Source organism: Roseovarius sp. PS-C2 (assembly GCF_018862045.1).
Lineage (GTDB): Bacteria > Pseudomonadota > Alphaproteobacteria > Rhodobacterales > Rhodobacteraceae > Roseovarius.
The window spans coordinates 1-24272 of record NZ_JAHKSQ010000007.1; the positions used below are offsets into that span (position 1 = coordinate 1).

The window sequence follows — 24272 nt, forward strand, 5'->3', positions numbered from 1 at the left end:
ACCCGAAGACCTCTCTGACGACGCGCTTGCCATCGAGGCGCCCTTCAAAACCCGCCGGCGTGGGATTGAGACCAAGATCATTGTCGGGGATATGAAGCCCGCCCCGGATCGCACGCTTCTGCGGGGCCTGGCGAAGGCGCATAGATGGGCGGCGGCCATGCAGGGCGGCAGGTCGCTCGCCGCCATTGCCCGGCAAGAGAAGGTCAGTGAAGCCTATATCCGGCCGCGACTTCGCCTGGCTTTCCTGTCCCCGCCGATCCAGAAAGCGATCCTCGAGGGAACACAGCCAGCCGACATGACGCTGGAAGCGCTGCTGCGCACGACCCTGCCTCTCGAGTGGCAAGCGCAGGAAGATATCCTGGGATGGCGCGCATAGCGCAGGTTTGCGACATCAATGCGCGCCCCCTGATCCCCCCCTGCATCAATAGCCGATCTTTTCGAGCAACTGTTCGATGATCTCCAGCACGCGATCGACTTGCTTGAGATCCTCCTCCATGAGCGCGCGGGCTCTCGCGTCGGGTTCGGTTTCCAGATCCTCGAGCAATCCTTCGCGCTCGGCCTCGAACATCTCCTGGCGCTCGCGCCAGAGATCGAGCTGGGCCTTTTCGTCTTTGGTCGCAGGCCCCTGGATCCAGGCTTCGGCCGTGTTCATGTCGATCCGGACCTGATCGGGATGCGGCAACGGGTCGGGCAGATCGGTGATCCCAAGTTGCCTGCGCCGTTCAAGTTCGCGATCCCATTCGATCTTGTAATCGAGCGCGGTGTTGAACCACGCATCGGCCAGTTCCTTGTTCTGACGCTCCGTCGTTGTGAGCATCTCGGCAAAGAGGCGTTGCGAGCGGTGCTGCCCCTTGGCGGCATTGACCGCAAGCGCGCGCACAATGGCCTGGGCCATCGGCACGGTCACGTTGCGATCGCCATCGCGCACGGTGATGTCGCGATAGGCTTCATCGAGGATAATGCCCTTCAGCCGCTCCTCGTTGAGCTTTGGCCGCTTGTTCTTCGCGCCCCTGGGGCGCCCCTTCGGATTGCCCGACCGCCCGGGCCGGAAACGCCCCGAGGCAGGGGGCTTGCCATAGCCCACATCGTAGTCTGCGGCAGGTTTGTGAGCTGGCAGCTTGATCTTGCGTCCCGTCATTCTGCCGCCTCCATGACGGCCATCTCAGGGCCCCAGCCGCAGACCAGCTGCTCGGCCTCGTCGCGGGAATAGCACTCCCAGCGGGCCAGAATGCGATCACAATAGACAGGGTCGAGCTCGCAAAGATAGCCACGACGTCCGGTCTTTTCCGCCGCGATCAGCGTCGAGCCGGAGCCGCCGAAGATATCGAGCACGATCTCGCCGCGCCCGGACACATCGCGAATGGCATCCGCCACCATCTGAACCGGCTTGACCGTCGGATGCAGTGCCAACTCCTCCATGCGCCCCGCATGTCGGCTGTTCGCGCCGCGATATTCCCAGACATTGGTGCGATACCGCCCGTGCTGACCGAGCTCGAATGTATTGGTATGCGGGGCCGTGCCCTTCTTGAAGGCGAAGATCAACTCGTGACGGGAGCGATAGAAGGTGCCCATGCCGCCATTGTCCTTGGCCCAGACGATCAGGTTCTTGAGATCCTCATAGACCGCCTGTCCCGCCGCCAGCATCTCCTCCATGTGGCGCCAGTCCATGCACAGGAAGTGGATCGATCCATCCACGCTGTGATCTGCAAGGTTGCGGAGCGCCGTCTGAAGAAAGCCGGTGAACTCGTCGCGGCTCATCTCGCCGGACGCCATGGCAAATTCCCGATGCTGGATCTTGCCGGAATTGCCGACATGGCCATCGATCGGCACGTTATAGGGCGGATCACTGAACACCATGCGTGCGTCCTGGCCTGCCATCAGATCCCCGATCACTGCCGGGTCCAGCGCATCACCACAGATCAGACGATGCGCCCCCAACTGCCAGATGTCTCCGGGGCGGGTGCGGGATGCGACATCGCCGGGCAGGACATCATCCTCGGGATCGCCCGGCTCCTCGGGCGCCACGCTTTCCAGCACGCTATCGATCTCCGGAATGGAAAACCCGGTGATCGAGACATCGAACTCGAGGTCCGATGACATCAGCGCCCCAAGCTCGGCCGCCAGCAGGTCTTCATCCCAACCCGCATTCAGCGCCAGCTTGTTGTCGGCCAGCACATAGGCGCGCTTCTCATCCGCGCTCATATGATCGAGCCGCAGGCAGGGCACCTCGCGCCAGCCCAGCAGCTTTGCCGCCTCGACCCGGCCATGCCCGGCAAGGATCACGCGCCCCTCGTCGATCAGCACCGGATTGGTAAACCCGAAGGTCTCGATACTGTCCGCGATCTGGCGAACCTGTTTCCTGGAATGGGTCCGCGCGTTGCGCGCCCAAGGGGTGAGATCGCCGATGGCGATCGTTTCGATGTTCGTTCGGGCCATGTCTGGCTCCTTGCTCTGTTACTGCTCGACAGTCGAATCGTTCGATCTGCCATCGCAGTAAGATATATCTACCCCTTGGCTTTCTGTAAAGCGTGGGTGTATGTACGTGTTCGATACATCAAACGGGAGAGCGCATATGACTATCGCAGAGCGCCTGTTCAGCCTGCGCCAGAAGAGTGATCAGTCCCTGCAGCAGGTGGCGGATGCGGTCGGTGTTTCCAAGGCCCATATCTGGGAACTGGAAAAGGGGCGCACGAATAACCCGTCCTTCGAACTGGTCCAGAAGCTGGCACGGCATTTTGGCGTCTCGATCGATGCATTGGTTGGAGCGGCGGAGGAGCCGGATGCCGCCTCACTGCAGGTCGGACGACTTCACCGTGAGCTTGAAGACCTTTCTGATGGGGATCGCGCCGTTGTCGAGGACATGATCAAGTCCCTCAAAATGCGGGCCAGTATGGCGAGCTGAGTTTTGTCTCTCGACCGCATCGACCTTCTGGACGTTCACCAGCCCGGTCCCCTGGCCCGGGCGGTGCATGCGCAGCTCGGCGAGCTTGTGCTGCCTGTCCCCGTTACGGACATCGCCAGGGCTCTGGATATCTCGGAGATCCGGATCGATGATCTGGACGGGTTCGAGGGCATGTTGCTCACGGATCGTCGTCGCAGCGTGGGAGCCATTCTGGCCAACAATAAAGGTGGAGCGCGCCGCGCCCGGTTCACCATCGCGCATGAACTGGGGCATTTCCTGATGGAGCATCATGTTCTGTCAGGTGAGACAGGCTTCCAGTGTCGCGCCAATGACATGTGGGAAACGCGCGAAGGCCGGCGGCACCAGAAACAGGAGACAGAGGCCAACCAGTTCGCGATCGACCTGCTGGCGCCGTTTCCCCTGGTTGACGGGGTTTTGTCAACGGACCCGGATTTGCGCGATGCGCAGCGTATGCGCGATGCGTTTGATCTCAGCCTCGAGGCCAGTGTGCGCCGGATGATCGAGCGGCGCCCCGAGCCGCTGGCGGCGGTCTGGTCGAAAGATGCCCAAGTGCGCTACACCGTGAGCAGTGACAGCTTTCCCTATATCCCTCTCAAGAAAGGGGATCGCCTGCCGCAAACGTCGCAAGCTTTCCGTGTGCAGGCCAACACCAAAACCGGCTTCACGGAATTCTGGAACGCCCCCACCATTACCTGGACCAATCGCTCGGAGGTCGAGATATTCGAGCAAACGCGGCGCGCGCCCTCAGGCTTTGCCGTCACGCTCCTCTGGGCGGACATGCCTGAGGGGGGCGATGAGGATGAAGAGGGCGATGATCCATATCATCGTGAGCTTGACGTGCCGGGGTTTTGAGTGGGCGAGGGCCCGTGCCTCTGGTTTCCCTGTTCTTTGAAAACCGATTCCCTGTTCGCGCAGAAAAATTCCCTGTTCGGATGATTTGAATTCCCTGTTAATGCAGGAACAGGGAATTGGGCTGCAAGCCCCTGAAATTACGCTGCAAATCTGCGGCGAATCTTCCGGGATTCGGCCTCAAACGCCCCAAAATCGCGAAAATTCCCTGTTAATTCCCTGTAAACCGGCGCGCGCGCCGAAAACCGAACCGCCTCAAATGGTCCACTGAGACTCGAGCCGGATTGCCCGCAGCTCTTGGCGATGCGGTGCGTCTCTGATAAGAAAAGCCTCAGGTAACCTCCGGAAAACGCCCGGAAAATAAGGGCGAAACCGAAGGGGTGAAATGAGACGGGTGTGGGTGGCGGAGGAGGTGGGATTCGAACCCACGGTACGCTTTCACGCACGCCGGTTTTCAAGACCGGTGCATTCGACCACTCTGCCACTCCTCCGGTCCGACCCTCCTATAGGGCCTTTTGCGATTCTGGAAGACACTGAAATCAGGGGAATTCCGCCGACAAGCGTCTGGAAGCTTTTCTTGAGCCGGGCAAGGCGTTAGACTGCGCCGCGATGGCCTTGTGGCCATGCATACGCAACAACGCCGGATCAACCGGTTGGCAGCGCGCCGAGACGCGCGTCACAGGCAAGGGGCTCGTAATGGTGCAGTTTATCAAGGGCGGCAGGCAGCGCTGGCGCGGCACGGCTATTCTGGCGGTATCGGCGCTGACGGTGTCGGGGTGTCAGGATGTGGGGCAATTGAACCCGTTTAAGGCCAAACCGAAGGCCGAGGCCACGGCCACGACCGCCGCCGCGGAGTCGTCGGTCAAGCTGGTGGAGCGCGATGTCGAGGCGCCCGAGGTGTTTCAGGCCACCGATATGGGGCTTTGGGACGGGCGGCCCTCGCTTGGCGGGGTCTGGGTGGCGCATCCAGATGTCAAGGAGCCCGAGCGGGTCATCATCCGCAACACGTCCAATTCGAAATTCGTGATCGGCGCGCTGTTCCGGCGCGAGCGCCAGAATCCGGGGCCGATCCTGCAGGTGTCCTCGGATGCGGCTGCGGCGCTTGGCATGCTGGCCGGGGCTCCGGTACAGCTCAACGTGACGGCGCTGCGCCGGGAAGAGGCCGAACTGCCCGATCCCGAGGCGGCGCCCACCACCGAGGGTGTGGAGGACCCGGCAGCGGTCGAAACCACCGCGCTCGATCCGGTCGCCGGGGCGGCCGCCGCGATCGAGGCCGCGCCGGATGGCAGCGCAACCGAAACCGCAGCCGCGGCGGCCCCATCGCCGCAACCGGCCCCGGCCCCCGAGCCGAAGCCGCGCGCCTCGTCTCTGGACAAGCCCTATATCCAGATCGGCATCTTCAGCGTCGAAGAGAACGCCGAGAATACAGCCACGGCCATGCGCCAGAACGGCATGGTGCCGACGGTCAAGAAACAAAGCTCTCAGGGCAAGACCTTCTGGAGGGTCGTCGTCGGCCCGGCCACCAGTTCATCCGAACGCAGCACCTTGCTGAACAAGATCAAGGGCGTCGGTTTCGACGATGCCTATCCCGTCACAAACTAGACAAGGACTGTCATGACCCGCATGTTCAGATTGCTTGTTCCGGTCGCGCTGGCCCTTCTGCTGGCGCCGGTTTTCCCGTGGTCCGCACAGGCCTTCGATACCCGTGCCAAGGCCGCTTATGTCATGGACGTGACCACCGGCACGGTCCTGCTGGCGCGCAACGCCGATGAGCCGCTGCCGCCCGCGTCGATGTCCAAGCTGATGACGCTCTACGTCACCTTCGAGGCGATCCGCGATGGCCGTCTGTCGCTGGACGAACGCCTGCCGGTGTCGCGCCACGCCATGAGCTATGGCGGCTCGACCATGTTCCTCGATACGACCGACCGGGTGCGCGTCGAAGACCTGTTGCGCGGGATCATCGTGTTGTCGGGCAACGACGCCTGCGCCGTTCTGGCCGAAGCGCTCAGCCCCGACGGAACCGAGGCGGGGTTCGCCCGCTACATGACGCAGCGCGCCCAGCAGATGGGCATGACCAACTCGACATTCGCCAATTCCAACGGCTGGCCCGCTGCCGGCCACCGGATGAGCATGCGTGACCTTGCCCTGCTGTCCCGCCGGATCATCGAGGATTTTCCGGGGTTCTACCCGATGTTTGCCGAAACCGAATTCGCCTTTGACGGGCGCGCACCGCAAAACACACAGAACCGCAACCCTCTGTTGCGGCTGGGGATCGGTGCGGACGGTCTGAAAACCGGCCACACGCAGGAAGCGGGCTATGGGCTTGCCGGGTCGGCCAAACAGGGCGACCGCCGCGTGGTGTTCGTGATTTCGGGACTGGACAGTGCACAGATCCGCGCCGAAGAGGCGCAGGCGATCGTCAACTGGGCCTTCCGCCAGTTCGTCGAGAAATCCATTCTGGATGCAGGAACCGAGGTGGCCCGCGCCGATGTCTGGATGGGCGATGTGACCAGCGTCGGCCTGACCCCGGCCAAGGATATCACCACGCTGTTGCCGGTTCTGGGCGGGGACGACCTCAAGGCCGAGGTGGTCTATCAGGGGCCGGTGCGCGCCCCCATCGCCAAGGGCGACGAACTGGGCGAACTGGTTTTCGCCCCCGAGGGCCTGCCCGAAACCCGCGTGCCGCTGGTGGCTGCGCAGGACGTGCCGCGCGGCGGTTTCGTGGCGCGGTTGCGCACCGTGTCGGGCCTGTTGCTGGCGCGGCTGAAACAGGGGCCCGAGGGCGCACTTTGAGCAAACGCGGCTATTTCGTCAGTTTCGAAGGTATCGACGGGTCGGGCAAATCCACTCAGGCCCGTCTGCTCGCCGATCACCTGCGCGCCACGGGGCGCGATGTGGTGCTGACGCGCGAACCGGGCGGCAGCCCCGGCGCCGAGGATATCCGCAAACTGGTTCTGGAAGGCGACACCGACCGCTGGTCGCCCGAGACCGAGCTTTTGCTGTTCACCGCCGCGCGCCGCGACCATCTGGAACGCACGGTCAACCCGGCGCTGGCCGCCGGGCAGGTGGTGATCTGCGACCGTTTCGCCGACAGCACGCGGCTCTATCAGGGGCTGGCGCGGGCCGATCTGCGCGGGCTGGTCGATCAGCTGCACGATCTGGTCATCGGGCAGGAACCCGACCTGACCGTCCTGATCGACATGGACCCGGAGATCGGCCTGTCGCGCGCCCTGGCGCGCGGCGATGGCGAGGATCGCTTCGAATCCTTCGGCGGCGACATGCAGCGCAGGCTGCGGCAGGGCTTTCTCGACCTCGCGCGCGAATTTTCCGAACGGTTCGTCACCATCGACGGCAATCGCCCGGTCGAGGACGTGTTCGCCGACATGCGCGAAGTGGTCGGGGCCCGCCTGCCATGAGCGACGATACCGCCCCCCTGCCGGATCGCGTCGAAGGCGCGCCGCATCCGCGTGAAACGCCGCGTCTGATCGGGCAGGGCGCAGCGGAACGCGCCTTTCTCGATGCCTATAATGCGGGGCGCCTGCATCATGGCTGGCTGATCACCGGGCCGCGCGGCGTTGGCAAGGCGACGCTGGCATGGTCCATCGCGCGCTTCCTGCTGGCCACGCCCGAGGGCGGCGATGGCGGCCTGTTCGGCGACGCGCCGCCCGTGCCCGACAGTCTGGACATTCCCGCCGATCACCCGGTGGCGCGGCGTATTCTGGCGGGCTCCGATCCGGGGCTTTACCTTGTGCGCCGCTGGGGCGCGGGCACGTCCGACAAGGATCGGGAAAAAGCCTTTGAAGAGGGGCGTTTCTCGCAGGATATTCGTGTCAGCGAAATTCGTGGCCTCGCCAGTTTCATCCATCTCAGCGCCGCCGAAGGCGGGCGTCGCGTGGTGATCGTCGATGCTGCCGACGAAATGAACACACAGGCCGCCAACGCCTTGCTGAAAATGCTCGAAGAGCCGCCGGCGCGCACGGTATTGCTGCTGGTCAGCCATCAGCCCTCGCGCCTGTTGCCCACGATCCGCTCACGCTGCCGCGAATTGCGGCTCGGCCCGCTGAACACGCAGGACATGGCGCAGGCTCTGGCGCAGGCAGGTGTCGATCCGGGCGCGGATGCCGGGGCGCTGGCGGAACTCTCCGCCGGGTCGGTGGGCGAGGCGGTGCGCCTGATCAACCTGGGCGGTGTGAAGATGTATCACGAGATCGTCGGCATCGTCGCTAGCATGCCGCGTCTTGACCGCCCCCGCGCCCTGAAACTGGCCGAGGTGGCGGCAACGCGCGGGGCGGGGGACAAGCTCGACCTGCTGCTGGGCCTGACCGATCTGTTCCTTGCGCGCATGGCGCGCGGCGGCGCGCTCGGCCCCCCGCCCGAGGCCGTGCCGGGCGAGGCCGACCTGATCGCGCGGCTGGCCCCCGATGCCCGTCGCGGGCGGGCCTGGGCCGAATGCGCGCAAGCTATCGGCGCGCGGGCGCGTCACGGGCGGGCGGTCAACCTTGACCCCGCTTCGCTGGTCCTAGATACCGTGTTCAGGATACAGCAAACGGCGGCGGGCTGAGCGGCCCGCGCAAAGGGCACAGATGAGCGACACGATCCAGATCACCGACAGCCATTGCCACCTCGATTTCCCGGATTTCGACGAGGAACGCGATCAGGTGATCGCGCGCGCCGTCGAGGCCGGTGTCACCCGCATGGTCACGATCTGCACCAAACTTCGGTTGGAGCCACAGGTGCGCGCCATCGCCGAAACCTACGCCCCCGTCTTCTACGCCGCGGGCACCCATCCGATGAGCGCGGCGGACGAACCTCTGGCCACGGTGGAAGAGTTGGTCAAACTGGCCGAACACCCCAAGTTTGTCGGCATCGGTGAAACCGGGCTCGATTACCACTACACCGCCGACAGCGCCGAGGTGCAGCGCCAAAGCCTGCGCATTCATATCGCGGCGGCCCGCGAAACCGGCCTGCCGCTGATCATCCACGCTCGCAGCGCCGATGACGATATGGCCCGCATTCTGGCCGAGGAACACGCCAAAGGCGCGTATTCCTGCGTCATGCACTGTTTTTCCTCCGGTGCGGGGCTGGCCCGCGCGGCGCTGGACCTCGGGTTTTACCTGTCGATGTCGGGCATCGCGGCTTTCCCGAAATCCGGCGACCTGCGCGAGATTTTCGCCACCGCCCCGGTGGATCGCATCCTCGTGGAAACCGACGCGCCCTATCTTGCGCCGCCGCCCTATCGGGGCAAGCGCAATGAACCGGCCTACAGCGTCCACACCGCGCAGGTCGGGGCCGAGGTGTTCGGCATGGATTGGCCCGACTTTGCCGCGCAGACGCAGGCCAATTTCGACCGGCTGTTCTGGAAGGCCGCGCAATACAGGGCGGCCGCCTGATGGCTGAGCGCCGCTTTATCATCCTCGGCTGCGGATCGTCCGGCGGGGTGCCGCGCCTTGGCGGGCACTGGGGCGACTGCGACCCCACCAATCCCCGCAACACCCGCCGCCGCTGTTCCATGCTGGTGGAACAGGACGGTCCGGGCGGCACGACCCGCGTGCTGATCGACACCTCGCCCGATCTGCGCGCGCAGCTTCTGGATGCCAGGGTGGGGGAACTGGACGCGGTGGTTTACACCCACAGCCACGCCGATCATGTCCACGGCATCGACGATCTGCGGATGATCGTGTTCAACATGAAAAAGCGCCTGCCGGTCTGGGCCGATGGCGACACGCAGAACGCGCTTTATGCGCGCTTCGGCTATGCCTTCATCCAGCCCGAGGACAGCCCCTATCCCCCCATCCTCGACATGCACACGATCAACGGCGACGTGACCATCGACGGCGCGGGTGGCCCCGTCACCCTGACCCCGTTCGAGGTCAACCACGGCTCGATCGAGGCGCTCGGGTTTCGTATCGGCGATCTGGCCTACCTGCCGGACGTGGCGCACATCCCCGACGATGTCTGGCCGGTGCTCGAGGGGCTGGAATGCTGGATCCTCGATGCGCTGCGCCGCACGCCGCACCCGACCCATTCGCATCTGGAGCAATCGCTGGAATGGATCGCCCGCGTGGCCCCGCGCCATGCGGTGCTGACCAACATGCATATCGACCTCGATTATCGGACCGTGGCCGATGAAACCCCCGATCACGTCATTCCCGCCTATGACGGCATGACGCTGACCTACAAGGTCTGAACGCGATGCAGGCGCTTCTGGATGTCATCCTGCCGGTCTTCGTGGTGATCGGGTTCGGCTATCTGGCCGTCTGGCGCGGCTGGTTTTCGGATGCGGGCGTGGACGGGCTGATGAAATTCACCCAGAATTTCGCCATCCCCTGCCTGCTGTTCACCGCCATCGCCCGGCTGGATTTGGGCCAGCATTTCGACTGGCGCCTGCTGACCAGTTTCTATGCCGGCGCGCTGGCGGGGTTCCTTCTGGGCCTGTTCGGGGCGCGGCTGATCTTCGGGCGTGAATGGGAAGAATCCGTCGCCATCGGCTTTTGCTGCCTGTTTTCCAACTCGGTTCTTCTGGGCCTGCCGATCACCGAGCGCGCCTATGGCGTGGATGCGCTTCAGGCCAACTACGCCATCATCGCGGTGCATTCGCCGATTTGCTACGGGGTCGGGATTTCGGTGATGGAGATCGTCCGCGCCCGCGGCCATACCGGCCCGGCGCTGGTGTCCAAGGTGCTGCGCGCGATGTTCTCGAACGCGCTGATCCTCGGCATCGCGGCGGGGTTCGTGGTCAACCTGACCGGTCTGCCGCTGCCGGGGCCGCTCGATAACGGGCTGGACCTGATGGTGCGCGCGGCGCTGCCTGCGGCGCTCTTCGGCCTTGGCGGCGTTCTGGGGCGCTATCGCCCCGAAGGTGACCTGCGCCTCGTTCTCTATGTCTGCGCGGTTGGCCTGCTGATGCACCCGCTGATCACGCGCGGGCTGGGGGCGGCGCTGTCGCTACCCACGGACGCGCTGCGCTCGGCGACGCTGACGGCGGCGATGGCACCGGGGATCAACACCTATATCTTTGCCAATATGTACGGCTGTGCGCGGCGCGTTGCGGCCTCGGCGGTTCTGATCGCCACAGGGCTGTCGATCCTGACCGTCTGGATGTGGCTGGGCAGTCTGCCCTAGCCTCAGCCGCAGAACTGACGATACAGCAGGTCGATCAACTCGCGGGTCTTGTCATCGGCAAGGCTGTAATAGATCGTCTTGCCCTCGCGCCGTGTCTTGACGCGGCCCTCTTCACGCAGGCGCGCCAGAATCTGGCTGACGGCGGCCTGACGCATCTGCAACAGCGCTTCCAACTCCCCCACCGATTTTTCGCCCGACCCCAGATGACACAGGGTCATCAGCCTGCCTTCATGCGCCATGGTCTTCAAAAAGGCCGCGGCTTCCTTTGCGCTTTGTTTCATTTCGGTGGGGCTTGCGATGGGCTCTTGTGTCGTCACGGTGTCGTCCTGCTCTCTGTTCTTTTGGGCTTAGCACGCCGTTCCGCAAAAGGCGAGATCACCAGCCCTCGCTTGGGGCGCCGCCCTCGAACGCGTTGCCGTTCACATAATCGCAGGGGGCTTCCTGCATTTCGAGGTGAAGCCCGCTGCCCTCATAAGGGTGGGCACGCGCCAGCGCCTCGTCAAGATCAATGCCCAGTCCGGGGGCTTCGGGCGGGGTCACAAAGCCGCTTTCGACCCGCAAACCGCCTTTTATCAGGGCATCGTGGAACGGGGTTTCGATGGTTTCGGCCATCAACAGGTTGGGAATCGACGCTGCCAGATGGATATTCGCGGCCCATTCCACCGGCCCGGCATAAAGATGCGGCGCCATCTGGGCGCTGTAAACCTCGGCCATGGCGGCGATTTTCTTGACTTCCCAGATGCCGCCAGCCCGCCCCAGGGCCGGTTGCAGGATGCTGGCCGCGCCCTGTCGCAGAACCGGGGCGAACTCGGCCTTGGTGCATAACCGCTCGCCGGTGGCGACGGGAAGGCCTACGGCCCGCGCGACCTCGGCCATCTGCGCGGGATTGTCCGGCGGGATGGGCTCTTCGTACCAGAGCGGATCATAGGGCGCGATCGCCCGGCCCAGCCGGATCGCCCCGGCACTGGTGAATTGCCCATGCGTGCCGAACAACAGGTCGGCCCGGTCGCCCACCGCCTCGCGGATGGCCTTGCAGAACGCGACCGAGATCGAGATATCGCTCATCGCGGGCATGTGGCCGCCGTAAACGGTATAGGGACCGGCGGGGTCGAACTTGACGGCGGTATAGCCCCGCGCCACGCAATCGGCGGCGGCTTCGGCGGCCTGATCGGGCGAGACCCAGAAATCCTGATCGTGATGGGGCAGGGGGTAGAGGTAGGTATAGGCGCGGATACGGTCGTTGACGCGCCCGCCCAGCAAGGCCCAGACAGGCCGCTCGCGCGCCTTGCCCAGAATGTCCCAACAGGCGATCTCCAGCCCCGAAAACGCACCCATCACCGTCAGGTCGGGCCGCGCCGTAAAGCCCGAGGAATAGGTGCGGCGAAACATGAGCTCAATGTTCTCGGGGTTTTCGCCCTGCATGTGGTGGGCAAACACGTCCTCGATCACGGCGCGCATCGCGACCGGCCCGACCGAGGCGGCGTAACATTCCCCCCAGCCGGTGATCCCGGTATCGGTGGTCAGCTTGACCAGTATCCAATACCGCCCGCCCCAGCCCGGCGCAGGAGGTGCGGTGACGATGATATCGAGATCTTGCAGCTTCATGACGACCCTCCGCGTTTTGCCCGACACGGTGCCGCGTCGGGCAGGGGCGGGCAAGGGATAAAACGCCCTGTCTCCATCCGCTGTCATGAAACCGGGGTAAGCGCCTGAACCGGAACGAAAACACATTCGGCATACCGGCGTCCTATGCCCGGCGTGGCGGTAGGGTGGCAGGGCTTGCGCCGCTCGGAAAAGCGCCTCTGTTTCCCGCCTGGGAATGGTCTTTCGCCCAATCCGCCTCTGGGTTGAATTTTTCTGTGCAAGGCGCACGCAAAGGACGTAAGATCACCTTTATGAAACGGTTTGTTAAACGAGTGTTCCAGGTCGCGATTCTCCTGACGGTGGCCGTATTGATCGCGCGGCTCGTATTTCCCTTACCCGACATTTCCAACCGGGTCGTTGCCCGGTCTCTCCCGGCCAGCGTGGAAACCTCGCTGGGTGCCCGCGTTGCAGAAGGGCAGGCCGCCCGACCGGGGCAAACCGGGGTGTTTCCTCTGGAAAACGGGCGTGATGCGCTGGCCAGCCGGCTGGCCCTGATCGCCGCCGCCGAGCGCTCCATCGACGCGCAATATTACATCTGGCATGACGACACCTCGGGCATCCTGTTGCTCGAGGCGCTGCAACACGCGGCAGAGCGCGGGGTGCGCGTGCGGCTCTTGCTGGACGATAACGGGGTGCCGGGGCTCGATGGGTATATGGCTGCCCTGAACGCGCAGGAGAATTTCCAGATCCGCCTGTTCAACCCGTCCACCGTGCGCCAGCCGAAATTGCTGGGCTACGCCTTCGATTTCTTCCGCATGAACCGGCGCATGCACAACAAATCCCTGATCGTCGACGGGGCCGCGGCGATCATCGGCGGGCGCAATATCGGGGATGAATATTTCGCCGTGGGCGAGGATACGTTCTTTGTCGATCTCGATGTTCTGGCGGCGGGGGCCATCGTGCCCGACACGGCGGCGGTCTTCGACGAGTACTGGAACAGCCTTTCGGTGTTCGAGCTCGAGCGGATCGTTCGCGCCCCCGGCGATATCGCCGCGTTCGAGGCGCGGGTGCAGGAGGTGCGCGCCGGCGACACTGCCGGCACCTTGTTGCAGGACGCGGTCGATACCGCAACCGAATACGCGGCCGGCCGGAAACGGCTGGACTGGACGACCGTGCAACTGGTGGCCGACAGCCCGGTAAAGGGGCAGGGCATCGCCACGCGCGATCAGTTGATGATCACCCGCCTCGGCGCCATTCTGGGCGATATCGAAACGCGGCTCGATCTGGTATCGGCCTATTTCATTCCGGGGGCTGCGGGCACCGGATTGTTTTCGGATATCGCCCGGTCGGGCCGCGATGTGCGTATCCTGACCAACGCCATGAACACCACCGATGTCCTGCTGGTTCATGCCGGGTATTCCAAATACCGGCGCGAATTGCTCGGGGCCGGGGTGCGCCTTTATGAACTCAAGCTGCACGGCACCACCTCCGGGGCGGATGCTCACACCATGCCGATGGGCCTGTCCGGCGCCAGCCTGCATGCCAAGACCTTTGCCGTGGATGACAGGCGCGTGTTCATAGGGTCGTTCAATTTCGATCCCCGCTCGGCCATGCTGAATTGCGAAATGGGCTTCCTGATCGACAGCTCCGCCATGGCGCGACAGGTCAGCGCCATATTCGACGGCCCCATCGAAACCGTCACCTACCAGCCCGCCCTGACCCCCGAACACAAGATGATCTGGCAAGAGAAGCGCGCAAAGGATGATACCATCATCTATCAGGAAGAACCCGGCGCAACGTGGTTTCAGCAAATCGTGATGGTCGTGATCGGTCTTTTGCCGGTCGAATGGCTGCTATGAATTTTGACGCGGAAAATTGAGTGAAAGGAAAAGACGATGGGACGTTGGATTTGGTGGATGATTGCCGGAATCGTGTCCATTGCCGGGGGAATTCTGGCCCTGGCGAACCCTCTGGCCGCCTCCCTGACGGCCGAGTTGCTTGCGGCGTGGTCTTTCATGCTGGTCGGGCTGATCGCCATATTTTCCGCGTTTCGCGATCAGGGCTGGGGCGCACGCATCCTCGCGTTGCTTCTGGGGGTCCTGATGCTGGTTCTGGGGCTCAGCCTCGTGGCCAACCCGCTTGAGGGGCTGTTGTCGCTGACCTATGCGGTGGCGGTGGTGCTAATGATGGCCGGGGTGTTCCGGCTCCTCCTGGCCTTCCGAGCGGACATGCGGGCGTTTCGCTGGGTGCTGGCCCTCTCGGGGGCGCTGTCGATCTTGCTGGCGCTCCTGATCTTTTCGAACTTCCCGCAATCGGCGGCGGTGGTTCTGGGCCTCTACCTGGCGATCGAACTGATCTCGAACGGTGTGTCGCTGGTGGTGATCGCACTGGCGCGCAAGGCGGCAGGCCGGGCCGCCTGACGGCAGACCGCCTCGCGGGCGGTGCGCGCTCAGCCCATGACAATGACGTTGCGCCGCGCATTGCCCGATTTGGTGTCGGCAATCGCCTCGTTGATCTGATCCAGCCGCCAGCGGTTCGAAATCAACTCGTCCAGCTTCAGGCGGCCCTGCCGATAGAGGTCGATCATCCACGGAATGTCGCGCGCGATCACCACATCGCCCATTTTCGACCCCACCATGGACTGCCCCGCAGCGGCAAGGTTCCCGGCCTCGTAACCCGAAACCGCCCCGCTCGCGGGCATACCCACCATGATCACCTTGCCCCCGCGCGCCAGGTAATTCGGCGCCTGATCATAGACCGGCGCCGCGCCCACCGTGACCAGAACCGCATCGGCGCCCCGGCCCATGGCCTGTTTCGCGGCCTCCCACGGCGCGCTTTCCGAGGCCAGAACCCCATCGGTCGCCCCAAAGGCGCGGGCGTCGGCCAGTTTCTCGGCACTCATGTCCACGGCGACGATCCGGCGCGCGCCCGCGATACGCGCGCCCTGAATAGCGTTGAGGCCAACGCCCCCCGCGCCGATCACCACCACGTCCTGTCCGGCCCGCAACTGCGCGGCATTCACCACCGCACCGATGCCGGTGATCACCCCGCAGGCCAGCAGGCTGGCCGCGTCCATCGCCATGTCGCCGGGGATTTTCACCGCCTGTGAATGATGCACCACCACCTTTTCGGCAAACGCCCCGCAGGCCATCGCCTGATGCAGCTTTCCGCCCGCAGCGGTCCTCAGCGCGCCATGATCGCCGTCAAAAGGCGTTTCGCACCCCGTCGGTCGGCCTGCGCCACAGCTCGGGCAGGCCCCGCAGGCGCGGATCAGGGTGACGATCACCGGATCGCCCTGGCTCAGGCCCGCCACACCCGCCCCCACGGCGCTGATGCGCCCCGCGGCCTCGTGGCCATAGACCGCGGGCAGGCTGCCGCCCCATGCCCCGTCGGCATAGGAAATATCCGAATGGCAGATTGCCACCGCCTCCAGCGTGACCTCGATCTCGCCCATCTGCGGGGCGCGCAGCTGGACATCCTCGATCACCAGCGGTTCGCCAAAGGCATGGCACACGGCGGCCTTGATGGTTTGCATGTCGTCCCCCTGTCGATTCCTGACGGACAGGGTCGGGGTGGCGGCGTCTACACGCAAGCGGTTTTGCGACCTTTGATGGCGCAAACGGCCCGATCAGGCGGCGCCGCGCGCGATCCGGTCCAGGCGCCGCGCCAGATCCTCGGGGGCGGCGAAGAACGGCGAATGGCTGGCGGGCATTTCGCTCACGTCTTCGGGCGGCCAGCCTTCGGTCATTGTGCGCTGGTATTCAGGCGGAATGGCACGATCATCCGCACAGCGGATATAGGATTTCGCCACGCTGGCATAATTCGCCCCCAGCCGGATCGGCGTGGCCTGCGGTTTGATCGCCTGAACGCACAGGCGGTCACGCGCATAGGCGACCGTCCCTTCGGGGCAATCGTGATAGAGCGCCTCGGACAGCTTGTCGTCGCGAAAGGTAAACCCCAGCCCGTCGGGCGTTTTCTCGATGGCCGCCAGCAGCGGTTGGCGCGGGGCCTCCAGCCGCATGTCCACCAGCGAGACACCGTCGCGCGGCGCATAGGCACACAGATAAACCAGCCGCGCGATTTTCGCCGGGTCCTTCTCGGCGGCCGCCGAAATCGGGAACCCGGCCATGGAATGCCCCACCACGATGGCGGGCGCGTCGATGGCCGCCAGGATCGCATCGGCATACGAATCCAGCGTGATGTCCTCGATGGGGCAGGGGGTGTCGCCATGCCCCGGCAGGTCGATGGCGCGCGCGCTGTGCCCCAATGCCTCGAGCGCCGGGATCACGTCGCGCCAGCACCATGCGCCGTGGCACGATCCGTGGATCAGCAGGAATTCAGACATGCCCCACCTCCTTCAGGAAATCGCCAAGCACCTGCGCAAAGGTCTCGGGGTGATCGACGCAGGGCAGGTGGCCCGCCTGCCGGATCAGGTGAAATTTCGACCCGTGGATCAGATCGACCGTTTCGCGCACCAGATCGGGCGGGGTCGATCCGTCCTCGGACCCGGCAATGCCCAGCGTGGGCAATCGCAGCCCGCTGGTGGGCGTGTAGAAATCGGTGCCCGCAATCGCCGCGCTACAGCCGATATAGCCCTCGGGCGGGGTCCGCAGCAACATATCGCGCACCGGGGCAAGGCGCGCCTCGTCCTCGCGGAAGCGTTTGGAGCACCACCGCTCCAGCGTGGCATCGGCCAGCGCGGCAACACCGCCCGTACGCACGGCGGCGATACGGTCCTCCCACATGGCGGGCTGTCCGATTTTGGCGGCGGTGTTCGACAGCACCATCGCGCGCACCTGATCCAGCCGCTTGACGGCCAGCCCTTGCGCCACCATCCCGCCGATGGACAGCCCCACAAAGACGCAATCGCGCACCTTCAGATGGTCCAGAAGCCCTTCGGCATCGCGCACCAAAGCGCCCATCGTATAGGGCGCAGGCGGGCAATCGCTTTGGCCGTGCCCGCGCATGTCATAGCGGATGACCCGCAAGCCCTGGGGCAGAAGCGGCAGCACCTTGTCCCAAAGGCTCAGGTCCGTGCCCAGTGAATTGGCAAACACCAGCGGCGCACCGTCCGGTGTGCCGTCTTCGCGGTAATGCAGGGTGATGTCCCCCAGATCGGCCATCGGCATGTGCTGCCCCTCCTTGTCCTTCGCTTCCCCCCTTGAACCCCGCCCCCGCGCCGCCGTCAAGCGGCTGGCGGGAGGAGGTGGCGGCCCCGCAAGACAAGGTTTGAACGAGGGCCGGAACGCCGACCCTCCCTGGCCGATGCCCTAATACGACAACCCGACATAGTTTTCTGCCAGCGTCGTCTGTGCCGCTTCACTGCCGGCCAGATAGGCCAGGTCGGCGCGTTGCATCTGCAGGTCGAACGCGGTCTGATCCGGGAAGCGGTGCAACAGGTTGGTCATCCACCAGCTGAAGCGCTGGGTCTTCCAGATGCGCGCCAGCGCGGTTTGCGAATAGGCCTCGAGCCCCGCATCGTCCCCGTCGCGGTAATGCCGGGTCAGCGCGTGATAGAGATACTGCACGTCACTGGCCGCCGTGTTCAGGCCCTTGGCCCCGGTGGGCGGCACGATATGCGCCGCATCCCCGCACAGGAACATGCGCCCCCATTGCATCGGCTCGGACACGAACGACCTGAGCGGCGCGATATAGCGCCCGCTCAACGCTCCGCCGGGCAGGGTGCTGGCCACATCCGCGGGCAGGCGGCGGGCAAGTTCCTCCCAGATGCGCTCGTCTTCCCAGTCTTCGGGAGAATCCGATAGCGGCACTTGCAGGTAATAGCGCCCGCGCTCGCCGTCTTGCAGCGAACACAGGGCGAATCCCCGTTCCGACCCGGCATAAAGGAATTCCTCCACCACCGGCGGCGCGTCGGATGTCACGCCAAGCCAGCCAAAGGGAAATATCTGCTCGACTGCCTGCGCCACATCTTCGGGCAGTTCCTGTCGACATGGGCCGTGAAACCCGTCGCATCCGGCAATGAAATCGCAATCCAGCCGGTTCATCTTCCCGCCATGCAGGAAGGTCAGGAAGGGCTGATCGGTATCTATGTCGCGCGGCTTCATGCCTGAACATCCGTGCAACGTGGTCAGCCCCGCCGCATCGCGTGCCGCGTACAGATCCTGCGTGACACGCTCTTGCCCGTAGATCGTCACCGAACCGCCGGTCAACGCCTTCAGGTCAATGCGAAAATCTTGTCCGCCGCCCGCGATACGGATGCCGTCATGCACCAGCCCGCCGTCTTCCAGCGGCGCGTCGACACCGGCCTCGCGCAGCAGGTCGGTCAGCCCGCGCTCCAGCACGGCGGCGCGGATACGCGACAGCACCTCGTCGCGCTCGTAGCGCTCCAGAACGATGGTTTCGATTCCCTGCGTCTGCAACAATTGCGCCAGCAGCAGGCCCGCCGGCCCCCCGCCTACGATGGCTACCTGAGTGCGCATGACGTCCTCCTTTCGCCGCTTGGGTCGCCCCACAGGGTAAAGCAACGCCCCGCATGTCGTAAATGATCTGGCGCAAGACGCGCGGGCGTGCAGGATGGTAAGGGGCGCGGATCGCCCCGCAGGGCTGCAAGGCGGTTGGCACACCCCCGCGCGCCTTCTAAAGTCGCGTCAGGAGACAGCCGGACAAGGACAAACCACATCATGCGTTCGACCAAAACCATCCATGTGATTTCCGCCCATGCCGAGGGCGAAGTGGGCGATGTGATCGTCGGCGGAGTCCTGCCCCCTCCGGGCGACACCATATGGGAGCAAAGCCGCTGGATCGCACGCGACCAGACCCTGCGCAATTTCGTGCTGAACGAACCACGCGGCGGCGTCTTCCGCCATGTGAACCTGCTCGTGCCGCCCAAACACCCAAAGGCACAGGCGGCATGGATCATCATGGAACCCGAAGACACCCCGCCGATGTCCGGCTCCAACTCGATCTGCGTGGCGACGGTGCTGCTGGATGGCGGGCTGGTCCCGATGACCGAGCCCGAAACCCATCTGACGCTCGAAGCGCCCGGCGGCCTTGTGCAGGTGCGCGCCGAATGCCGCAATGGCAAGGCCGAGCGCATCTTTGTCACCAACGTCCCGTCCTTCGCCGCCAAACTCGACCAGACGCTCGAGGTTGACGGGCTGGGCCGCCTGAACGTCGATACCGCCTATGGCGGCGACAGTTTCGTGATCGTCGATGCCGCCGCGCTGGGCCTGTCCCTGACAGCGGACGAGGCGTATGACATCGCCACCCTCGGCGTGCGCATCACCAACGCGGCCAATGAACAGCTCGGCTTTGCCCACCCGGAAAACCCGGACTGGCGGCATATCTCGTTCTGCCTGTTCGCCGGGCCGCTGACCCAGGGCGAAAACGGGCTGGAAACCGGGGCTGCCGTGGCCATTCAGCCCGGCAAGGTCGACCGCTCGCCCACCGGCACGGCACTGTCGGCGCGCATGGCGGTGTTGCAGGCCCGTGGCGCGATGAAAACCGGCGACCGGCTGACCGCGCGCTCGCTGATCGGCTCCACCTTTTCCGGGCGCATCCTGGAAGAAACCACCGTGGGCGGCACCCCCGCCATCCGCCCCGAGATTTCAGGGCGCGGCTGGATCACCGGCATTCACCAGCACATGCTCGACCCGTCCGACCCTTGGCCCGAGGGCTACAGGCTCAGCGATACATGGGGCGCGCGTTAGGTATCGTTCAGCCGAATATGCGCCATGATCTGCCCGTGGTCCGAGGCCAGCTTGTTATAGGGCGCTTCGGGGTGCGAGCCATCGGTCAGGTGATCGTTGAAGGCGCTGAAATAGGTCATCTCGCCGATCCGCCCCGGATGATCGGGGTGGAAATCGCGGCTCATGTAGATCTGGTCGATGGATTCGAACACCCCGCCAAAGGCCGAGGTATAGACCATGTCGCGTAGCGATTTGCGCACGAACAGCCGCTCCGCCGAATGCAGGCGCACGCGCTCCACGTCTTCGGTGATCTGCTCGTTTTCCTCTTCCGAATAGCGATCCTTGCCGCTTTCGGCGTCATGGCGCAGCATCCAGGCGTAATTCCTGAACGGCGCTTCGCCGGTCACGATTTCCGAACTCACCGCATGTTCGCCGTCGTTGAAATCGCCCAGCACCATAACCGGGTTGCCCTTGTGGATTTCCGCCACGATCTCGCGGCGCAGCACCCAGGCTTCGGCCATGCGGCGCAGGGCGGCGCGCAAGCTGCCCATCGCACGGCCGACCGGATCATAGCGCGTGAGGTCGTCTTCGGGCGCATAGGCCGCGCCATCGGGCCTGATATACTCGCCCAGCTTGGATTTCAGGTGGCAGTTGAACACGGTGATCACCCGCCCGCCCACAGGAATGCGCGCCTTGAGGATCGGGCGCGACAGGCGGCGGATCGTATAATGCCCCGCATCCTCGCGCGGCAACCCGCGCAGGGGCTGGAACGGAATGACCAGCGGTTCGTCCAGATCCTGTATGATCTCGGGTGGGCCGTCGAAGCCGAACCGCGACAGGATCGCCACACCGGGCCGCCTCTCGCCGGGAATGCCCCGGTCGGCGGCATTGGGCGCAAAGGCCAGCGCGGCGTCGTCATAGGGCTCGATCCTGAGCTTGCGGAAAATCACCTTGCGATGATAGCGCTTTGACCGATCGGGCACCGTGGCCGCGTTCAACGCGGTCGCGCGCTGATTGGTTTCCTCGATCACCGCGCGCAGGGCGTCCTGCTCGAAAATTTCCTGAAACCCCACGATATCGGCATTCATCGACAAAAGCTGATCCGCCATCCAGTCCTCTTTCCACGCGTATTCTTCGGGCGTGTAGGTCTGGAAGCGGTAATATTCCCGGTCCGGGCCGATCAGGTTCTTGACGTTGAAACTGGCAATCGTGAACTCGGTCATGGGACAGCTTTCAGGGTGTGGTTGCGGGCAGGATGACAAGCCTATCGTCATGCCCTGCCAACGCGGTGTCAATGAGCGGGGTGATCGGGTCGCTTTCGATGACCCGCATCGCTCAGCCTCCGCGCCTTTTTCCCGGATCGCTTGCGATCCGGGGCGCGCCCGACCCCGCCCCCAAGGGCGGGCGCGAATGATACCACCGTTTCGGAAAATTTCGGCGTTGGGGGTGGAACGTGACGCCGGCGCAACATGCACCGCGCCCACCCTCGGTGCCGGGCGCGCCCCTGCGGATGCGCCCTTCACTCAACGGTGCAAATGTCGGGCGCACCGCTCACCCCCCGTCGCTTTGCAGGGCACGGATGAACATGGGCGCATCGACATTGCCGCCCGAGATGGTGCAGATCACCGCGTCGCCCTCGATCTGGTCGCGCCGGAACAGCGCCGCGGCCAGCGCCACCGCGCCGCCCGGTTCCGCCACCAGCTTGAGCCGCTCGAAGGCCAGCTTCATGGCGCGCAACGCCTCGTCCTCGCTGACGATCAGGCCGGGGCCGCATAGCCGCTTCATGATCGGAAAGGTCAACTGCCCCGGCTGCGGCGTCACGATGGCGTCGCATATCCCGTCCGAGGCGCGCGCATTGGACACGATCCGCCCCTCCGCCAGCGAGCGCGCGGCATCGTCGAACTCTTCCGGCTCGCAGGGGCGCGCACGCAGCCCCGGCGCCTCGGCCTCCAGCGCCAGCGCGATCCCCGAGGTCAGCCCGCCACCGCCGCAACAGATCAGCACATCGGCGCGCTCCACCCCTTCGGCGCGGGCCTGCTCGGCAATCTCCAGCCCGCAGGTGCCTTGCCCGGCGATCACCTGCGGCTCGTCATAGGGCTTGATCAGGGTCAGCCCGCGCTCGGCGGTCAGTTTGTCGCCGATCTCCTCGCGGTTTTCGCCGCCCGCGCGGTCATACAACACCACCTCGGCCCCGAGCGCACGGGTGTTGTCGATCTTCATCTGCGGCGCATCGGCGGGCATGATGATCACCGCAGGCACGCCGAACTCCCGCGCCGCCAGCGCCACGCCCTGCGCGTGGTTGCCGCTGGAAAATGCGATCACGCCGCGCGCGCGGGTTTCGTCGTCCAGTGCCGATACCGCCGAGCGCCCGCCGCGATACTTGAAGCTGCCCGTATGTTGCAGGCATTCGGGCTTGACCAGCACCCGGCGGCCCGCGATTTCGTCCAGAAAGGGCGAGGACAACAGCGGCGTGCGCCGGGCATGGCCCTTCAGCCGCTCCGCCGCCGCGCGGATCATGGTAATGTCACTCATTCAGACGCCTCCAACAGCTTGCGGATCGCCTCCAGCGCCTCCGCTTCATCCAGAAACGGCACATGGCCGCGATCGGGCACCGTGGCGCAAATCAGCCCCGGATGCCGCTCTGCCATCCGCTCCACCGTTTCAGCGCTCAGCAGGTCCGAATTCGCCCCCCGGATCACCGCCAGCGGCACCTCCTTCAGCGCATCGAACAACAGCCACAGGTCCGGGGCCTCGCCCACGCCCGCCTGACCGATCAGCGCATCGCGCAGTTTGGGATCGTATCGCAAAGCCAGCCCGCCACCCGGCTGCTCGGCGAACATCGCTTCGGCCTGTGCACGCCAGCGCGCCAGCGGCACAGCGGGAAACTGCGCTTCGCTGACCGCCTTCAACGCCTGCGCGGCCTCGTCCAGCGTCGGGGCATTGGGCGGCTTGCCGACATAGTCCATGATCCGCTCCAGTCCGATGGGCGTGACCTCGGGGCCGATATCGTTCAGCACCACGCCTTGCAACCTGTCGCCGTATCCCGCCGCCAGCGCCATGGCAATCAGCCCCCCGCGCGAGGTGCCAAGGATCGTCACCCGCTCCAGCCCCAGATGATCCAGCAATTCGATCACGTCCTGCGCCTCGCGCAGGATACTGTAATTCATGAACTCGGGGTCATGATCCGATTGCCCCCGCCCGCGATAATCCAGCCGCAACAGGCGCAGATCCCCAAGATGCGGCGCGACGAAATCGAAATCGCGGGCATTGCGAGTCAGCCCTGCAAGGCACAGAACCGGGCGGCCCGTGCCCTGATCCTCGTAATACAGGCGCAGCCCGTCGGAGGTGGTGAAACGTGGCATGATCTACCCCTCCACCAGTGCCGGAATGCCGGTCAGGTCGCGCAATACATGATGCGGGCGCGCGGGCAGGCGGTCCACCGGATCGCCCCCACGGTTGACCCAGGCCGTGGTGAACCCATAGCCCGCCGCCGCTGCAGCGTCCCAGCCGTTCGAGGACACGAACAACACCTCGCCCTTCGCGCAGCCGAACCGCTCGCCCACCAGATCATAAACCACGCTGGCGGGCTTGAAGACGCCCACGCTTTCCACCGACAGCACATCGTCCAGCACATCGCCCACCCCGGCCGAGGCCACCGCCCCCTCCAGCATCGCGGGCGAGCCGTTGGACAGGATCGCGGTGGCCTTGCCCTGCGCCTTCAGCGCATGCAGCATCTTCGGCACCTCAGGAAAGGCGGCCAGTTCCCAGTAAAGCTGCAACAGGCGCTCGCGCAATTCGGGATCGCCCTCCATCCCGCTGGCCTCCAGCGCCCAGTCCAGCCCGTCCTGCGTGACGGTCCAGAAATCGGTGTGCTGCCCCATCACCGCGCGCAGCCACGTATATTGCAATTGTTTCTGCCGCCAGTGCTCGGCAATCTGCGGCCAGTGTTCGGCGAAACGCGCGCGCCCCGGTTCCTGGGCGGCGATGCGCGCGGCGGCGGCCACATCGAACAGGGTGCCATAGGCGTCGAAAATACAGGTCGTGATCGGCATGATCCCCTCCGGCTGTCTGGCGTGACCCTTGCACGGATCGCTCCCCGCCGAAAGCCCCGTCGCGCGCCCGCGCGGGACAGGGCGGCAGATGGT

24 protein-coding genes, 1 tRNA gene and 1 pseudogene are annotated in these 24272 nt (G+C 65.0%); 13 read left to right on the plus strand and 13 right to left on the minus strand.

The annotated features are described in order from the left end of the window. Window positions 1-376: pseudogene (locus KPG71_RS14000) on the plus strand (recombinase family protein); the annotation flags it as partial. 45 nt (window positions 377-421) lie between these two features. Here KPG71_RS14000 and KPG71_RS14005 read toward each other — a convergent pair. Together KPG71_RS14005 and KPG71_RS14010 are read right to left on the minus strand one after the other, a co-directional pair. After that, complete coding sequence (locus KPG71_RS14005; protein WP_216338627.1) at window positions 422-1138, minus strand: DUF5681 domain-containing protein; 717 nt, start codon at window positions 1136-1138, stop codon at window positions 422-424. After that, window positions 1135-2436 carry a DNA methyltransferase gene (locus tag KPG71_RS14010; protein ID WP_216338628.1) on the minus strand — a complete coding sequence of 434 codons (1302 nt, stop codon included), beginning with the start codon at window positions 2434-2436 and terminating at the stop codon, window positions 1135-1137. Before KPG71_RS14010 ends, KPG71_RS14005 begins: the two co-directional genes overlap by 4 nt. A gap of 136 nt (window positions 2437-2572) precedes the next feature. Here KPG71_RS14010 and KPG71_RS14015 point away from each other — a divergent pair, with 136 nt between their 5' ends. Together KPG71_RS14015 and KPG71_RS14020 are read left to right on the plus strand one after the other, a co-directional pair. Further along, complete coding sequence (locus tag KPG71_RS14015) at window positions 2573-2902, plus strand: helix-turn-helix domain-containing protein (protein WP_216338629.1); 330 nt, start codon at window positions 2573-2575, stop codon at window positions 2900-2902. A gap of 3 nt (window positions 2903-2905) precedes the next feature. After that, window positions 2906-3775: an ImmA/IrrE family metallo-endopeptidase gene (locus KPG71_RS14020; protein ID WP_216338630.1), complete on the plus strand. Its 870-nt coding sequence runs from the start codon at window positions 2906-2908 to the stop codon at window positions 3773-3775. A gap of 398 nt (window positions 3776-4173) precedes the next feature. Here the strand turns inward: KPG71_RS14020 and KPG71_RS14025 are convergent. Further along, window positions 4174-4263: transfer RNA gene (locus tag KPG71_RS14025), tRNA-Ser, on the minus strand. A 205-nt stretch (window positions 4264-4468) separates the two neighbouring features. Here KPG71_RS14025 and KPG71_RS14030 point away from each other — a divergent pair. From KPG71_RS14030 to KPG71_RS14060, 7 genes are read left to right on the plus strand one after another with little or no spacing between them, the layout of a single operon-like run. Further along, on the plus strand, window positions 4469-5374 hold the full coding sequence (locus KPG71_RS14030) for an SPOR domain-containing protein (RefSeq protein ID WP_216338631.1): 906 nt from the start codon (window positions 4469-4471) through the stop codon (window positions 5372-5374). Window positions 5375-5386: 12 nt separating this feature from the next. Continuing rightward, complete coding sequence (locus KPG71_RS14035; protein WP_216338632.1) at window positions 5387-6565, plus strand: D-alanyl-D-alanine carboxypeptidase family protein; 1179 nt, start codon at window positions 5387-5389, stop codon at window positions 6563-6565. Further along, entirely contained in the window at window positions 6562-7188 is a 627-nt protein-coding gene (gene tmk / locus KPG71_RS14040) for a dTMP kinase (RefSeq protein ID WP_216338633.1), read from the plus strand. Before KPG71_RS14035 ends, tmk begins: the two co-directional genes overlap by 4 nt. Next, window positions 7185-8333 carry a DNA polymerase III subunit delta' gene (locus KPG71_RS14045; protein ID WP_216338634.1) on the plus strand — a complete coding sequence of 383 codons (1149 nt, stop codon included), beginning with the start codon at window positions 7185-7187 and terminating at the stop codon, window positions 8331-8333. The genes tmk and KPG71_RS14045 overlap by 4 nt, the downstream gene beginning before the upstream one ends. A 22-nt stretch (window positions 8334-8355) precedes the next feature. Continuing rightward, window positions 8356-9162, plus strand: coding sequence for a TatD family hydrolase (locus KPG71_RS14050; protein WP_216338635.1), 807 nt, complete (start codon window positions 8356-8358; stop codon window positions 9160-9162). Beyond that, entirely contained in the window at window positions 9162-9959 is a 798-nt protein-coding gene (locus KPG71_RS14055; RefSeq protein ID WP_216338636.1) for an MBL fold metallo-hydrolase, read from the plus strand. Before KPG71_RS14050 ends, KPG71_RS14055 begins: the two co-directional genes overlap by 1 nt. Before the next feature lie 5 nt (window positions 9960-9964). After that, window positions 9965-10894, plus strand: coding sequence for an AEC family transporter (locus KPG71_RS14060; protein ID WP_216338637.1), 930 nt, complete (start codon window positions 9965-9967; stop codon window positions 10892-10894). Window positions 10895-10896: 2 nt separating this feature from the next. Here the strand turns inward: KPG71_RS14060 and KPG71_RS14065 are convergent, their stop codons facing one another. Together KPG71_RS14065 and KPG71_RS14070 are read right to left on the minus strand one after the other, a co-directional pair. After that, window positions 10897-11175 (minus strand): helix-turn-helix transcriptional regulator, encoded by a 279-nt coding sequence (locus tag KPG71_RS14065; RefSeq protein ID WP_216338816.1) that lies wholly within the window; start codon window positions 11173-11175, stop codon window positions 10897-10899. A gap of 94 nt (window positions 11176-11269) precedes the next feature. Then, window positions 11270-12499: a mandelate racemase/muconate lactonizing enzyme family protein gene (locus tag KPG71_RS14070; protein ID WP_216338638.1), complete on the minus strand. Its 1230-nt coding sequence runs from the start codon at window positions 12497-12499 to the stop codon at window positions 11270-11272. 290 nt (window positions 12500-12789) lie between these two features. Between KPG71_RS14070 and KPG71_RS14075 the strand changes: the two genes are divergently transcribed. Together KPG71_RS14075 and KPG71_RS14080 are read left to right on the plus strand one after the other, a co-directional pair. Next, complete coding sequence (locus KPG71_RS14075) at window positions 12790-14337, plus strand: phospholipase D family protein (RefSeq protein WP_216338639.1); 1548 nt, start codon at window positions 12790-12792, stop codon at window positions 14335-14337. 36 nt (window positions 14338-14373) lie between these two features. Then, a complete protein-coding gene (locus KPG71_RS14080) occupies window positions 14374-14898 on the plus strand; it encodes an HdeD family acid-resistance protein (RefSeq protein WP_216338640.1) in 525 nt (174 codons plus the stop codon). 29 nt (window positions 14899-14927) lie between these two features. Here KPG71_RS14080 and KPG71_RS14085 read toward each other — a convergent pair whose 3' ends face one another. The 4 genes from KPG71_RS14085 to pobA all read right to left on the minus strand — a co-directional run bounded on the left by KPG71_RS14085 (window position 14928) and on the right by pobA (window position 18918). Then, a complete protein-coding gene (locus KPG71_RS14085; RefSeq protein ID WP_216338641.1) occupies window positions 14928-16013 on the minus strand; it encodes a zinc-binding dehydrogenase in 1086 nt (361 codons plus the stop codon). 93 nt (window positions 16014-16106) lie between these two features. Continuing rightward, complete coding sequence (locus KPG71_RS14090) at window positions 16107-16823, minus strand: alpha/beta fold hydrolase (RefSeq protein ID WP_216338642.1); 717 nt, start codon at window positions 16821-16823, stop codon at window positions 16107-16109. Then, window positions 16816-17607 carry a 3-oxoadipate enol-lactonase gene (pcaD, locus tag KPG71_RS14095; RefSeq protein ID WP_216338643.1) on the minus strand — a complete coding sequence of 264 codons (792 nt, stop codon included), beginning with the start codon at window positions 17605-17607 and terminating at the stop codon, window positions 16816-16818. The genes KPG71_RS14090 and pcaD overlap by 8 nt, the downstream gene beginning before the upstream one ends. 141 nt (window positions 17608-17748) lie before the next feature. Continuing rightward, a complete protein-coding gene (pobA, locus tag KPG71_RS14100; RefSeq protein WP_216338644.1) occupies window positions 17749-18918 on the minus strand; it encodes a 4-hydroxybenzoate 3-monooxygenase in 1170 nt (389 codons plus the stop codon). 201 nt (window positions 18919-19119) lie between these two features. Between pobA and KPG71_RS14105 the strand changes: the two genes are divergently transcribed. Beyond that, entirely contained in the window at window positions 19120-20148 is a 1029-nt protein-coding gene (locus KPG71_RS14105) for a proline racemase family protein (RefSeq protein WP_216338645.1), read from the plus strand. On the opposite strand, the gene KPG71_RS14110 is transcribed toward KPG71_RS14105, so the two are convergent. The 4 genes from KPG71_RS14110 to KPG71_RS14125 all read right to left on the minus strand — a co-directional run bounded on the left by KPG71_RS14110 (window position 20145) and on the right by KPG71_RS14125 (window position 24179). Continuing rightward, the gene (locus KPG71_RS14110) at window positions 20145-21350 is read right to left on the minus strand and encodes an endonuclease/exonuclease/phosphatase family protein (RefSeq protein ID WP_216338646.1); all 1206 of its coding nucleotides are present in this window, start codon (window positions 21348-21350) and stop codon (window positions 20145-20147) included. The two genes, KPG71_RS14105 and KPG71_RS14110, sit on opposite strands and share 4 nt — an antisense overlap. A 328-nt stretch (window positions 21351-21678) precedes the next feature. After that, entirely contained in the window at window positions 21679-22659 is a 981-nt protein-coding gene (locus KPG71_RS14115) for a threonine/serine dehydratase (protein WP_216338647.1), read from the minus strand. Next, window positions 22656-23489 carry an alpha/beta fold hydrolase gene (locus KPG71_RS14120; RefSeq protein WP_216338648.1) on the minus strand — a complete coding sequence of 278 codons (834 nt, stop codon included), beginning with the start codon at window positions 23487-23489 and terminating at the stop codon, window positions 22656-22658. Before KPG71_RS14120 ends, KPG71_RS14115 begins: the two co-directional genes overlap by 4 nt. A 3-nt stretch (window positions 23490-23492) precedes the next feature. Then, on the minus strand, window positions 23493-24179 hold the full coding sequence (locus tag KPG71_RS14125; protein WP_216338649.1) for a haloacid dehalogenase type II: 687 nt from the start codon (window positions 24177-24179) through the stop codon (window positions 23493-23495). Window positions 24180-24272: the final 93 nt, after the last annotated feature.

Bases quoted from the DNA above. Each gene is read 5' to 3' on its own strand.
- KPG71_RS14070 (WP_216338638.1), bottom strand. From the start codon at position 12,499: ATGAAGCTGCAAGATCTCGATATCATCGTCACCGCACCTCCTGCGCCG.
- KPG71_RS14045 (WP_216338634.1), top strand. From the start codon at position 7,185: ATGAGCGACGATACCGCCCCCCTGCCGGATCGCGTCGAAGGCGCGCCG.
- pobA (WP_216338644.1), bottom strand. From the start codon at position 18,918: ATGCGCACTCAGGTAGCCATCGTAGGCGGGGGGCCGGCGGGCCTGCTG.
- KPG71_RS14085 (WP_216338641.1), bottom strand. From the start codon at position 16,013: ATGCAAACCATCAAGGCCGCCGTGTGCCATGCCTTTGGCGAACCGCTG.
- KPG71_RS14110 (WP_216338646.1), bottom strand. From the start codon at position 21,350: ATGACCGAGTTCACGATTGCCAGTTTCAACGTCAAGAACCTGATCGGC.
- KPG71_RS14050 (WP_216338635.1), top strand. From the start codon at position 8,356: ATGAGCGACACGATCCAGATCACCGACAGCCATTGCCACCTCGATTTC.
- KPG71_RS14080 (WP_216338640.1), top strand. From the start codon at position 14,374: ATGGGACGTTGGATTTGGTGGATGATTGCCGGAATCGTGTCCATTGCC.
- KPG71_RS14125 (WP_216338649.1), bottom strand. From the start codon at position 24,179: ATGCCGATCACGACCTGTATTTTCGACGCCTATGGCACCCTGTTCGAT.
- KPG71_RS14035 (WP_216338632.1), top strand. From the start codon at position 5,387: ATGACCCGCATGTTCAGATTGCTTGTTCCGGTCGCGCTGGCCCTTCTG.
- KPG71_RS14115 (WP_216338647.1), bottom strand. From the start codon at position 22,659: ATGAGTGACATTACCATGATCCGCGCGGCGGCGGAGCGGCTGAAGGGC.
- KPG71_RS14010 (WP_216338628.1), bottom strand. From the start codon at position 2,436: ATGGCCCGAACGAACATCGAAACGATCGCCATCGGCGATCTCACCCCT.
- KPG71_RS14075 (WP_216338639.1), top strand. From the start codon at position 12,790: ATGAAACGGTTTGTTAAACGAGTGTTCCAGGTCGCGATTCTCCTGACG.
- KPG71_RS14060 (WP_216338637.1), top strand. From the start codon at position 9,965: ATGCAGGCGCTTCTGGATGTCATCCTGCCGGTCTTCGTGGTGATCGGG.
- KPG71_RS14005 (WP_216338627.1), bottom strand. From the start codon at position 1,138: ATGACGGGACGCAAGATCAAGCTGCCAGCTCACAAACCTGCCGCAGAC.
- KPG71_RS14055 (WP_216338636.1), top strand. From the start codon at position 9,162: ATGGCTGAGCGCCGCTTTATCATCCTCGGCTGCGGATCGTCCGGCGGG.
- KPG71_RS14105 (WP_216338645.1), top strand. From the start codon at position 19,120: ATGCGTTCGACCAAAACCATCCATGTGATTTCCGCCCATGCCGAGGGC.
- pcaD (WP_216338643.1), bottom strand. From the start codon at position 17,607: ATGCCGATGGCCGATCTGGGGGACATCACCCTGCATTACCGCGAAGAC.
- KPG71_RS14015 (WP_216338629.1), top strand. From the start codon at position 2,573: ATGACTATCGCAGAGCGCCTGTTCAGCCTGCGCCAGAAGAGTGATCAG.
- KPG71_RS14065 (WP_216338816.1), bottom strand. From the start codon at position 11,175: ATGAAACAAAGCGCAAAGGAAGCCGCGGCCTTTTTGAAGACCATGGCG.
- KPG71_RS14090 (WP_216338642.1), bottom strand. From the start codon at position 16,823: ATGTCTGAATTCCTGCTGATCCACGGATCGTGCCACGGCGCATGGTGC.
- KPG71_RS14120 (WP_216338648.1), bottom strand. From the start codon at position 23,489: ATGCCACGTTTCACCACCTCCGACGGGCTGCGCCTGTATTACGAGGAT.
- KPG71_RS14030 (WP_216338631.1), top strand. From the start codon at position 4,469: ATGGTGCAGTTTATCAAGGGCGGCAGGCAGCGCTGGCGCGGCACGGCT.